Origin of the sequence: Massilia suwonensis (assembly GCF_042655665.1) — a bacterium.
Lineage (GTDB): Bacteria > Pseudomonadota > Gammaproteobacteria > Burkholderiales > Burkholderiaceae_D > Telluria > Telluria suwonensis.
This window is the reverse complement of record NZ_JBHSMR010000013.1, coordinates 682,038-694,246: the sequence shown is the minus strand read 5'-3', so window position 1 is coordinate 694,246 and position 12,209 is coordinate 682,038. Positions and strand designations below refer to the sequence as shown.

The window sequence follows — 12,209 nt, the reverse complement described above, 5'->3', positions numbered from 1 at the left end:
AAGCAGCCATGCCACGAAAACAGGCCGCGCTCGCGGTCGCCACCAATGAAGGCGAGGAGGTGCTCGACGTCGAGAGCCGCCTGACCGACGACAATCACCAGTCGCTGAAACTCTGGCTGCGCATGCTCTCGTGTACGACGTTGATCGAAACCGAGATCCGCACGAGACTGCGTACCGAATTCGGCATCACGCTGCCGCGCTTCGACCTGATGGCGCAGCTGGACCGCCATCCGGAAGGCCTGCGCATGGGCGAACTGTCGAAGCGCATGATGGTCACCAGCGCCAACGTCACCGGCATCGTCAACCTGCTCGAACAGGAAGACCTGGTGGCGCGCGACGCGGTGCCGGGCGACGGCCGCGCCTACAGTGTGCGGCTGACGCCGGCCGGGCGGCGCAGCTTCAAGCGCATGGCGGCGCGCCACGAAGCCTGGATCATCGAGCTGATGTCCGGCTTGCAGGAAGACGAACGCGCGGCGCTGATGGCGACGCTGTCCACATTGAAGCGGGGCCTGAGCGCCCTCGAATAATCAGAAAATCAGGAGATCCCATGCGTTACCTACCAAGCGAAGCGCAGCAGCTGCCGGGCAACCGCGCCAGCTTCAGCCAACACCAGCCGCAGCACTTCCTGTTTGCGGTCGATGCCGGCGTGGCTACCATCACGCTGAACCGTCCCGAGCGCAAGAACCCGCTCACCTTCGATTCCTACGCCGAGCTGCGCGACCTGTTCCGTGCGCTGGCCTACGCCGACGACGTGAAAGCCATCGTCGTCACCGGCGCCGGCGAAAACTTCTGCTCCGGCGGCGACGTCCACGACATCATCGGGCCGCTCACCAAACTCGATATGCCGGGCCTGCTGGCCTTTACGCGCATGACGGGCGACCTTGTAAAGGCCATGCGCGCCTGTCCGCAGCCGATCGTCGCGGCCATCGATGGTGTCTGCGCCGGCGCCGGTGCGATCCTGGCGCTGTCCTCGGACATCCGCTACGGCACCGCGCGCAGCAAGACGGCCTTCCTGTTCACCCGCGTCGGCCTGGCCGGCTGCGACATGGGCGCCTGCGCGCTGCTGCCGCGCGTGATCGGCCAGGGCCGCGCCGCCGAACTGCTCTACACCGGACGCAGCCTCGGTGGCGAGGAAGCGGAGCGCTGGGGTTTCTTCAACCGCCTGTGCGCACCCGAGAGCGTGCTGGCGGACGCGCAAACCTTTGCCGCATCGTTGGCATCCGGCCCGACCTTCGCGCATGGGATGACCAAGAAGATGCTGCAGCAGGAATGGAACATGGGCGTCGACGAAGCCATCGAGGCCGAAGCGCAGGCGCAGGCGATCTGCATGGCCACCAATGACTTCCATCGCGCCTACCACGCGTTCGTGGCGAAGGAAAAACCCCAATTCGAAGGAAACTGAGCATGGCCGACATCGATTACCTGAACTGGCCTTTCCTGGAAGGCCGCCACCGCGAGCTGGCGCAGTCGCTCGACGCCTGGGCGGCCGAGCACATCGCGCAAGGGCATGACCACGACGTAGACGCCGCCTGCCGCGCATTGGTGAAGCAGCTGGGCAAGGCCGGCTGGCTGCAGCACGCCATCGGCGGCATGGCCTACGGCGGCGCCAGCGATGCGATCGACACGCGCGCCGTTTGCCTGATCCGCGAGACCCTGGCGCGCCATTCGGGCCTGGCCGACTTTGCGTTTGCCATGCAGGGCCTGGGCAGCGGCGCCATCACGCTGTACGGCAGCGAGGAGAACAAGCAGGAATACCTGACCCGCGTCGGCCGCGGCGAGGCGATTTCCGCCTTCGCGCTGTCCGAGCCGGATGCCGGCTCCGACGTCGCGGCCATGGCCTGCGCCGCCACGCTCGACGGCGACCACTATGTACTGAACGGCGAAAAGACCTGGATCTCGAACGGCGGCATCGCCGACGTCTATGTCGTCTTCGCCCGCACCGGCGAAGCGCCGGGCGCGCGCGGCATCTCGGCCTTCATCGTCGACGCCGGCCTGCCGGGCTTCGAGATCGCCGAACGCATCGACGTGATCGCCCCGCACCCGCTGGCGCGCCTGCGCTTCACCGATTGCCGCGTGCCGGTCTCGAAGCGCCTGGGCGAAGCGGGGCAGGGCTTCAAGGTCGCGATGGCGACGCTCGACATCTTCCGCACCTCGGTCGCCGCCGCGGCCCTCGGCTTCGCCCGCCGCGCGCTGGACGAAGCGCTTGCCCGCACCACGAGCCGCAAGATGTTCGGCAAGACCCTGGCCGACTTCCAGCTGACCCAGGCCAAGCTGGCGCAGATGGCCACCGGCATCGACGCCGCCGCGCTGCTCACCTACCGCGCCGCCTGGCAGCGCGACCAGGGCCGGCGCGTGACCAAGGAAGCCGCGATGGCCAAGCTGACCGCCACCGAAACGGCGCAGCAGGTGATCGACGCCGCCGTGCAGATGTTCGGCGGCCTGGGAGTCGTGAGCGAACAGCCGGTCGAACGCCTGTACCGCGAGATCCGCTCGCTGCGCATTTATGAGGGCGCGACCGAAGTGCAGCAGCTGATCATCGCGCGTGAGCTGCTGGCAGAGGCGGTGCCGCGTGGCTGAGAACCGCACGTTCGCGCGCGAGGTGCTGGTGCGCTTCGGCGACTGCGACCCCGCCGGCATCGTGTTCTATCCGCGCTACTTCGAGATGTTCAACAACCTGGTCGAAGACTGGTGCGCGTCCGGGCTGGGCACGAGCTTTCGCGAGCTGCACGAAGTACAAGGACTCGGCATCCCGACGGTCAGCATCCAGACCGACTTCGTCGCGCCCAGCCGGCTCGGCGACGTGCTGCGCGCCGAACTGTCGGTCCTCGAAACCGGCGGCGCCTCGATCACGGTAGCGATCCGGCTGCTGGGCGAGAACGGCGCCGAGCGCGTGCTGGCGACCCTCGTGCTCGTCCTGATGGACCTGAAGGCGATGCGCGCCACGCGTATCCCCGATGCCCTGCGCGCGCGCATCGCCGCGTTCGAGCCGGCAGAACAATCTGATCAAGAAAGGTAACCCCATGGACTTCCTCCAACCAGAAGGCTGGCCCCGCCCGCGCGGCTACTCCAACGGCATCGCCGCCTCGGGCCGCATGGTTTTCGTCAGCGGCATGATCGGCTGGGACGCCGACGGCGTCTTCCAGACCGACGACTTCGCCGGCCAAGTGCGCCAGGCGCTGCAGAACATCGTCGCGGTACTGGCTGAAGGCGGGGCGAAGCCGGAGCACATCGTGCGCATGACCTGGTATGTGCTCGACAAGAAGGAGTACGTGGCGGCGTATCCGGAGATCGGGGTGGCCTACCGCGAGCTGATTGGGAAGCACTTTCCGACCATGACTGCGGTGCAGGTGGCGGGACTGGTAGAAGATAGGGCGCGGGTGGAGATTGAGGTGACGGCGGTGGTGCCGGAGTAGTAAGGCATTGCTGTGCGGTTCGGCATTAATTAGCAAACCGCGAGGTAGAGTTCGGCCCCCCCGAGGTCAGGGGGGCTCATTATTGCAAGTGCATGGAACACGTTGCTGTGAAAGTGGCTCTACTAACCTTCGATGCCACACTCGTTCGGCGATCAATCGTCGTCAAGGTGAGAAAGGACTTTGTCAAGCTTATCTTGGGACCAATAAAGATCCTTTCCGTTATGCCTCGATGCGTTTAGCACTTGACCTGGATTCATCCGGTTTACCTGTCGCAGTGTGTATGCAACGGTAGCCTGATGAACCTTCGACGCTATGTTCCGGTTATGCGCTACTAGGCCTTCGCCGTCAAACACATGAATTCGTGGAAATTTACTCATTTCGACTCTCCTTCAACGAGTAGAAGTTTGGTGTGCGCTCGCACGTTTTGACAGTTAGGGCGAGCGTTAAAACTTCAAGCGAGCGAGACGAAGTAATGAACCAGCATCAGTTTGACAGTTGAGCTCCATCTCAACTATATATGAGCACGGCTGACCCGATTGCAGCTCGCCCAGACGGATGTGGGTCAGTTGCGCGCGTCCCTGTCCAGCGCAACCGCCTGCAACGGCTCCAATGCCGGTCCTTCCAGCACGCGACCATCCGGCGCAAACCGGCTCCCATGGCAATTGCAATCCCAACTGCGCTCCGCATCGTTCCAATTGATGTCGCACCCCATGTGCGTACACTTCCCGGCCACCGCCTGTAGTGCGCCATCGGCCGTGCGGTAGACGGCAATCGGCTTGCCGGCGACCTCGATCTTGCGCGCCTGACAGGGCGCCAGGTTCTCCAAGCCGGCCTGCTGCGCCGCGTCCAGCGGAGGCCCCGAATCGGATTCCGTCGGCCCGGTCTTTTTCTGCTCGAAGCCTTCCGGGCGCTCTTCCGTGGCAAGCCGCTCGACTTGATAAAGCGCCGCCCACGGGTTGTCACGACCGAGGATGGCGTCGGCCAGCAGCATGCCAGCCAGGGTACCGTAAGTCAGGCCGTCGCCCGAGAATCCGGTGGCGATATAAGTGCGGGTCGCATCCACATTGAGACCGATATACGGCAGCTTGTCCTTCGCCCGGTAGCGCTGCGCCGACCAGCGGTATTCGATCGCGCCGGCCTGGAAGTGCTCGCGCGCGTACTGCTCCAGGTTCTGGTAGCGGTCGCGCCCGATGTCTTCGTCGCCCGTCGAATGCGCGCTGCCGACCGCCACCAGATAGCTCTGGCCGTGCTGCGTGAAGCCGCGCAGCGAATGGCGTTCCTCGCCGATGCTCCAGTAAATGCCCGGTGCGGGGACGGCATCGTCGCATTGCAGGGCGACGCCGTATTCGCGTACGACTTCCAGTTTGGCCTGCACCAGATGGATGCCGATCGGGCTATGGGTCGCCAGGATCACGTGCTCGGCGTGCACGGTGCCGTGCTCGGTGCGCACCAGCCCAGTGGCGTCGTCGACCGCAAGTACCCGCGTGTGCTCGAAGATCAGGCAATCCTCACTGCCGATGGCCTGGGCCAGCTGACGCACGTAGGCGAAGGGCTGGAATTGGGCCTGGCTCGCCACCCGGAGGGCGCGGGCGCAGGGGACGGGAAGGGCGATGCTGTCGACCAGTGCGGCGTCCAGGCCGGCGCGCTGGACGGCCGCCGCTTCCTCCTCGATGTCCTTGACGTGGGCGGCATCGGCCGCCAGCAGGTGCCAGGGCACGCGCTGGAAGCCGCAATCCATTCCGAGCCTGCCGACCGTGGACTCGATCAGGTCGATCGCGGCGGCGCGCGAGGCCAGCACCTGGCGCGCGATATCCGCACCGTGCGCCTGTTCCAGGGTATGCACGCCCAGATCGAGGGTCGCATACAGGTTGCCCGTCGAGTTGCCGGTGCTGCCGTCGCCGACCTTGTAGGCTTCGAGGATGGCAACCCGCTTGCCGGCTTCGACCAGCAGCATCGCCGCGCTCAGGCCGGTAATCCCGCCGCCGACGATGGCGACGTCGACCTTCAGGTCGGCCTGCAGGGTCGGCAGGCAGGCGGTCTTGGCCGCGGTGCCTTGCCACAGCGATGACGTATCCATGCGTGCATACCTTTCTCGAGTCAGGAGGACGGCGGCCGACCGCCGCGTACGCTGGCATGATTCCGCGAATTGCGTGCCGGTGGCGCCCTGTTGACCACAATAAAGGTCGCCCAATTACCAGAAGTAACGTGCGGCTCGACCACAAATCCCGATGCTAAGCTGGCCTTCTATGCCCGCCCCAGCACTGGCGCGGCGCCATCCAACCAGCGAAAGGACCACGATGAAAGCCGTTGTATTCCACGATATTGGCGACATCCGCCTCGACGACGTCCCCGAACCGAAGATCGAACAGCCCTTCGACGCGATCGTGCGCATCACCACCAGCGCCATCTGCGGCACCGACCTGCACTTCGTGCGCGGGACCTTCAGCGGCATGAAGCAGGGCACCATCCTCGGCCATGAGGCGGTCGGCATCGTGGAACAGCTCGGCACCAACGTACGCAACCTGTCGGTGGGCGACCGCGTCGTGATTCCATCGACCATCGCCTGCGGCTATTGCTCCTACTGCCGCGCCGGCTACTACGCCCAGTGCGACAACGCCAATCCTGGCGGGCCGACCGCGGGCACGGCCTTTTTCGGCGGCCCGGAGGCGGCCGGCGGCTTCAACGGCCTGCAGGCGGAAAAGGCGCGGGTTCCCTTCGCCAACGTCAACCTGGTAAAACTGCCGGACGAAGTCACGGACGACCAGGCGATCCTGCTTTCCGACATCTTCCCGACCGGTTACTTTGGCGCCGACATGGCCGACATCGAGCATGGCCACACGGTTGCCGTGTTCGGCTGCGGCCCGGTCGGCCAGTTCGCGATCGCGTCCGCCAAGCTGATGGGCGCGAGCCGGGTGCTTGCCATCGACCACGTGCCGGATCGCCTCGACATGGCGCGCCGCCAGGGCGCCGAGGTGATCAACTTCGACGAGGAAGACCCGGTCAAGACCATCATGGAGCTGACCGGCGGGATCGGCGTGGACTGCGCGATCGATGCCGTCGGCGTCGACGCCCAGTGTCCGCACCACGGGCCTGCGGCGGCCGAGGCGGCCAAGAAGAAAGAGCAGTTCCAGCAGGAGGTCGAGAAGGTCGCGCCCGAGCAGCATCCGGACGGCGAGAACTGGATACCGGGCGACGCGCCTTCCCAGGCCCTGCAATGGGCGGTGCAGGCGCTGGCCAAGGCCGGCACGCTGTCGATCATCGGCGTCTATCCGCCGGCCGACGACAGCTTCCCGATCGGCGCGGCGATGAACAAGAACCTCACCATCCGCATGGGGAACTGCAATCACCGCAAGTACGTGCCGGACCTGGTCGAGCTGGTGCGCACCGGCGCCATCGACCCGACCGCCATCGTCACCAGGCGCGAAGAGATGGATTCGGTGATCGACGCCTACAAGGAATTCGACCTGCGCCGCCCGGGCTGGCTGAAGGTCGAACTGATCGAATCGCGCGACGGCCGCGTCGGCTGAGGAGGCAGCATGGCGGAAGAAGAGAGCAAACAGACGGTCGGCGAATTCCTGCTCGAGCGCCTTGGGGCATGGGGCGTGGACCGCATCTTCGGCTACCCCGGCGACGCCATCAATGGCATCCTCGCGGCCATGCGCAAGCAGGATGACATCGCCTTCATCCAGGCGCGCCACGAGGAACTGGCCGCTTTCATGGCCTGCGCCCACGCCAAGTACACGGGCGAGGTCGGGGTCTGCCTGTCGACCTCGGGCCCGGGTGCGATCCATATGCTGAACGGCCTGTACGACGCAAAACTCGACCACCAGCCGGTGGTCGCCATCGTCGGCCAGCAGAAGCGCGCCTCGCTGGGCGGCGACTACCAGCAGGAAGTCGATCTGGTTACGTTGTTCAAGGACGTGGCCGGCGCCTACGTGCAGATGGCGGCCAGTCCCGAACAGATCCGACACCTGATCGACCGCGCCTTCCACATCGCGAAGACCGAGCGCCGCCCGACCTGCGTGATCATCCCGCACGACCTGCAGGACCTGGATGCGGTGCCGGTGCCGCCGCGCGAGCATGGCAGCGTCCTGTCGGGCATCGGCATGGTCGCGCGCAGCCTGGTGCCGCCGCCGGATGCGCTGCAAGCTGCGGCCGACATCCTGAATGCCGGTGGCAAGGTCGCGCTCCTGGCCGGTGCAGGCGCCCACGGCGCCGCCGCCGAATTGATCGAGGTCGCCGACCTGCTTGGGGCCGGCGTCGCCAAGGCGCTGCTCGGGAAAATGGTGCTGCCGGACGACCTGCCTTTCGTGACCGGGTCGATCGGCGTGATCGGCACCCAGGCCAGCTTCAGGATGATGAACGAATGCGACACCCTGCTGATGGTTGGTTCCAGCTTCCCGTATTCGGAATTCCTGCCGAAGGAAGGACAGGCGCGCGGCGTCCAGATCGACATCGACGGCAAGATGGTCAGCCTGCGCTATCCGATGGAATGCAGCCTGGTGGGCGACAGCAAGGCGACGCTGCAGGCCCTGATCCCGCTCCTGCAACGCAAGGAGAAGCGCGATTGGCGCGAGCAGATCGAGGCCAGCGTGAAGGAGAGCTGGGCACTGTTGGAACGCAAGGCCATGAACCCGGAGGCGCCGCCGGTCAATCCGCAGCGCGTGTTCTGGGAACTGTCGGAACGCCTGCCCGACAATGCGGTGCTGGCCGGCGACTCCGGCTCGGTGGCTTCCTGGTACGCGCTCGACATCAAGGCGAAGTCCGGCATGCTCGGTTCCCTGTCCGGCGGCCTGGCGACCATGGGCTCGGCCGTGCCCTATGCCTACGCGGCCAAGCTGGCCCATCCCGACCGTCCCGTGATCGCCCTGGTCGGCGATGGCGCCATGCAGATGAACGGCATGAACGGCCTGATCACCATGGCGCGCGACTACAAGAACTGGGCCGACCCGCGTATCGTCATCCTGGTGCTGAACAACCGCGACCTCAGTTTCGTGACCTGGGAACAGCGCGGGATGGCAGGCGAACCGAAGGTCGAGGAATCGCAGCAACTGCCGGACGTGGCCTATGCCGATTACGCCAAGCTGCTGGGGCTGGACGGCGTGCGGGTGGAACAGCCGGAGCAGATCGCAGCGGCGCTGGACGCGGCTTTACGCAGCGACCGGCCCTTCGTGATCGACGTGCTGAGCGACCCGAACATGCCGCCGCTGCCGCCGCACATCACGCGCTCGCAGGCGGAGCAGTATTACAAGGCGATCGAGGCGGGGGATGCGGAAGCCGATGCGGTGCGCCGGGCGCTGGAGGTGCAGGGCGGGGAGTGATCGCGCTACCTCTTCACACTGGCAGGTGCGCGGCCCGCTCCATCGGCGCATAATGCCTGTGTTACCCGAGGAGGAAACGGATGCGCGACGCAATCATCATCGGTGGCGGCCACAACGGCCTGGTGTGCGCCTTCTACCTGGCCCGCGCCGGGCTGAAGGTAACAGTGCTGGAGGCGCGCCAGGTCGTCGGCGGCGCCGCCGTCACCGAGGAGTTCCATCCGGGTTTCCGCAACTCGGTGGCCGCCTACACGGTCTCCCTGCTGAACCCGAAGGTGATCCGCGACATGGACCTGGCCGCGCACGGCCTGCGCGTCGTCGAGCGGCCGCTGTCCAACTTCCTGCCGCTGGAGGACGGCCGCTACCTCAAGATAGGCGCAGGACGGACGCAGGCCGAGGTGGCGAAATTCTCGCAGCGCGACGCCGAGCGTCTCGACGCCTACGGCAGCCACCTCGACACCGCCGCCGATCTGCTGCGCGAGCTGGTGCTGCAGACGCCGCCGAACCGGGTGCAGGGCAGCTGGCTCGCCGCGCTGCCGGAATTGATCAAGGCCGGCCGGCTCGGCAATCGCATGCGCGCGCTCTCGCTGTCGACCCAGCGCGAGCTGCTCGACCTGTTCACCAAGTCGGCCGGCGACTACCTCGACGGCTGGTTCGAGAGCGCACCGATCAAGGCGGTGTATGGTTTCGACAGCGTGGTCGGGAATTACGCGAGTCCCTACGCGCCGGGCTCGGCCTACGTGCTGCTGCACCACGTGTTCGGTGAGGTCAACGGCAAGAAGGGCGCCTGGGGCCACGCGATCGGCGGCATGGGCGCGATCACCCAGGCCATGGCCAAGGCGGTGCAGGCGCTCGGCGTCGAGATCCGCACCGGCTGCGCGGTGGACGAAGTGCTGCTGGCGCAGGGCCGCGCCACCGGTGTCGTCACGCGCAAGGGCGAGCGGCTCGATGCGCGGGTGGTGGTGTCGAACCTGAATCCGCGCCTGCTTTATACGAAGCTGGTCGATCCGGGCGCGCTGCCCGGCGATTTCCTGCGCCGCATGCAGGCCTGGCGCTGCGGTTCCGGCACTTTCCGCATGAACGTGGCGCTATCCGAGCTGCCCAGTTTCCGCTGCCTGCCCGGCCTGGAACCGGCCGAGCACCACGGCAGCGGCATCATCCTCGCGCCCAGCCTGCAGTACATGGAGCGCGCCTACCACGACGCGCGCAGTCTCGGCTGGTCGCGCGAGCCCATCGTCGAGATGCTGATTCCGTCCACGCTCGATACGACCCTGGCGCCGCCGGGCCGGCACGTGGCCAGCCTGTTCTGCCAGCACGTGGCGCCCCGGCTGCCCGACGGATCGAGTTGGGACGATCATCGCGAGCAGGTGGCCGACCTGATGATCGATACCGTGGACCGCTGGGCGCCGAACTTCAAGCGCTCGGTGCTCGGCCGGCAGATCATGAGTCCGCTGGACCTGGAGCGCACCTTCGGCCTGGTCGGCGGCGACATCTTCCACGGCGCGCTGGGGCTCGACCAGCTGTTCGCGGCGCGGCCGATGCTGGGGCATGCGGATTATCGCGGACCCATCGCCGGCCTCTACACCTGCGGCTCGGGCACCCATCCCGGCGGCGGGGTCACCGGCGCGCCGGGCCACAATGCGGCGCGCGAGGTTTTGCGCGACTTCGGCCGGCGCCGGGCCGCCTGAGATGCTGCGGCGGGCCCTGTTCGCGTGGCTGCTGCTCGCCAGCGCAGCCTTGTACGCGGCACCGGCCGACCTGGTCTACCGCAACGGCGCCGTCCATACGATCGACAGCGCGGACAGCGTGCACCAGGCGCTGGCCGTGCGCGCCGGGCGCATCGTGTACGTCGGCGACGATGCCGGCGCCGCCACCCTGGTCGGCAAGCGCACGCGCGTGGTCGACCTGCAGGGCCGCATGCTGATGCCGGGGCTGGTCGACGCCCATATGCACCCGCAGTCGGGCGGCAGCCGGCTGCTGAACTGCAGCCTGGACTACCAGCGCCTGACGATTGACGAGTTCCAGGCACGCATCCGGGCCTGCCTCCAACGCGACAGGAACAAAGACCCGCGCCGCTGGCTGGTCGTGGTCAACTGGTTCCAGCAGGGGATGCGGCCGGAAGGCGCGATGGTGACCGCGGCGACGCTGGACGCGCTCGGGACGCGCCGTCCCATCCTCGTGCGCTCGTCGTTCGGCCACTCCGTCCAGCTCAATTCGAAGGGCATCGCGGTGGCGGGCATCAAGCGCGATACGCCCGACCCGGCGGGCGGCAGGATCGTGCGCGATGCTGATGGGCGCGCGACCGGCCTGCTGGAAGACGCCGCCCAGGACCTGGCCATGCGGCAGCTAGCGCCGCTGAGCGTGGCGGAAAACCTGGCCGCTTCGCGCAAGGCGCTGGCGGCGATGCGCGAGCAAGGCATCACCAGCTTCCTCGACGCCTGGACCGATCCGGAGACCATGACGGCGTTCCGGACGCTGCAGCGCCAGGGCAGCTTGAGCGCGCGCGCCCACTTCGCCGTGCTGATCGACCTCGACAAGGGGGCGACGCCGAAGAGCGCGGTGGCCGATCTACTCGAGCAAAAGAGCAGGTTCGACCAGGGCCCGGTCCGCGAGGCGCCCACGATGCAGGTTCGCCACGCCAAGCTCTTCATGGACGGCGTGATCGCCGCGCCCGCGTTCACCGGCGCGATGCTCGAACCCTACCTGGTCAACAAGGGAACGGCGGAGCAGCCCGACTGGCAGCCGGGCGAGAGCCGCGGGCCGGAGAGCTACTTCAATGCTGCAGCCTTGCGCACCACGCTGGCCGAGCTGGCACGGGCGAAGATCGATCCCCACGTCCATGCCGACGGCGACCGCGCGGTACGCGAGTCGCTCGATGCGATCGAATGGCTGCGAACGACCGGACAAGGCCGCGACCTGCGCCCGGCCCTGGCCCATGCCGAGATCGTCGCGCCACCTGACTATCCACGCTTCGCCGCGCTCGGGGTGACGCCCGTTCTTTCCTTCCAATGGGCCAAGCCGGCGCCCGACACCGTGGGCGCGCTGCGCGACTACCTAGGTCCCGCCCGCTACGCCCTGGTCGAGCCGCAGGCGCTGCTGCTGGACGCCGGCGCCCGCATCGCCTACGGCAGCGACTGGCCGGTCGATCCGCTGAATCCCTGGTTCGCGCTGAAGGTGGCCGTGACTCGCACCGCCGCGCCCGATGCCGGCCCCGAGTTTGCAGGCCGCCTGACCGCGCAGCCGGGCATGCCGCGCGCCGCCGTACTGCGCGCCGCGACCATCGACGCGGCCTGGACCCTGCGCCAGGAAGCGCAGTTCGGGTCGCTGGAGGTCGGCAAGCTGGCCGATTTCATCGTCCTCGACCGCGATTTCTTCGCCATCCCGGCCGAGGACATCGCCAACATCCGCGTGCTGCAGACGGTCGTCGGCGGCAAGCTCGTGTACCAGGCCGCGCAGATGCGCTAGCGTCCCTGTTGGC

General features: G+C 67.1%; 10 protein-coding genes. 9 read left to right on the top strand and 1 reads right to left on the bottom strand.

Going from position 1 to position 12,209, the window contains the following annotated elements; all coding sequences use genetic code 11:
• Positions 1–8 precede the first annotated feature (8 nt).
• Genes ACFPQ5_RS11060 through ACFPQ5_RS11040 form a run of 5 tightly spaced genes read left to right on the top strand, consistent with a single transcriptional unit; the run spans position 9 to position 3,413 of the window.
• Entirely contained in the window at positions 9–527 is a 519-nt protein-coding gene (locus ACFPQ5_RS11060) for a MarR family winged helix-turn-helix transcriptional regulator (protein ID WP_379754963.1), read from the top strand.
• Between the two features lie 20 nt (positions 528–547).
• Positions 548–1,402 (top strand): enoyl-CoA hydratase family protein, encoded by an 855-nt coding sequence (locus ACFPQ5_RS11055; protein WP_379754960.1) that lies wholly within the window; start codon positions 548–550, stop codon positions 1,400–1,402.
• Positions 1,403–1,404: 2 nt separating this feature from the next.
• The gene (locus ACFPQ5_RS11050) at positions 1,405–2,577 is read left to right on the top strand and encodes an acyl-CoA dehydrogenase family protein (RefSeq protein WP_379754957.1); all 1,173 of its coding nucleotides are present in this window, start codon (positions 1,405–1,407) and stop codon (positions 2,575–2,577) included.
• Entirely contained in the window at positions 2,570–3,016 is a 447-nt protein-coding gene (locus ACFPQ5_RS11045; RefSeq protein WP_379754953.1) for an acyl-CoA thioesterase, read from the top strand. Before ACFPQ5_RS11050 ends, ACFPQ5_RS11045 begins: the two co-directional genes overlap by 8 nt.
• Before the next feature lie 4 nt (positions 3,017–3,020).
• Positions 3,021–3,413, top strand: coding sequence for a RidA family protein (locus ACFPQ5_RS11040; protein ID WP_379754950.1), 393 nt, complete (start codon positions 3,021–3,023; stop codon positions 3,411–3,413).
• Between the two features lie 562 nt (positions 3,414–3,975).
• Here ACFPQ5_RS11040 and ACFPQ5_RS11035 read toward each other — a convergent pair.
• Positions 3,976–5,490, bottom strand: coding sequence for an FAD-dependent oxidoreductase (locus ACFPQ5_RS11035; RefSeq protein WP_379754947.1), 1,515 nt, complete (start codon positions 5,488–5,490; stop codon positions 3,976–3,978).
• A 220-nt stretch (positions 5,491–5,710) separates the two neighbouring features.
• Here ACFPQ5_RS11035 and ACFPQ5_RS11030 point away from each other — a divergent pair, with 220 nt between their 5' ends.
• From ACFPQ5_RS11030 to ACFPQ5_RS11015, 4 genes are all read left to right on the top strand, one after another.
• Positions 5,711–6,940 carry a zinc-dependent alcohol dehydrogenase gene (locus tag ACFPQ5_RS11030; protein ID WP_379754944.1) on the top strand — a complete coding sequence of 410 codons (1,230 nt, stop codon included), beginning with the start codon at positions 5,711–5,713 and terminating at the stop codon, positions 6,938–6,940.
• A 9-nt stretch (positions 6,941–6,949) separates the two neighbouring features.
• On the top strand, positions 6,950–8,734 hold the full coding sequence (locus tag ACFPQ5_RS11025; RefSeq protein ID WP_379754941.1) for a thiamine pyrophosphate-requiring protein: 1,785 nt from the start codon (positions 6,950–6,952) through the stop codon (positions 8,732–8,734).
• An 80-nt stretch (positions 8,735–8,814) separates the two neighbouring features.
• Positions 8,815–10,419, top strand: coding sequence for a phytoene desaturase family protein (locus ACFPQ5_RS11020; RefSeq protein ID WP_379754938.1), 1,605 nt, complete (start codon positions 8,815–8,817; stop codon positions 10,417–10,419).
• Between the two features lies 1 nt (position 10,420).
• Positions 10,421–12,196, top strand: coding sequence for an amidohydrolase (locus ACFPQ5_RS11015; RefSeq protein WP_379754935.1), 1,776 nt, complete (start codon positions 10,421–10,423; stop codon positions 12,194–12,196).
• Positions 12,197–12,209 lie beyond the last annotated feature (13 nt).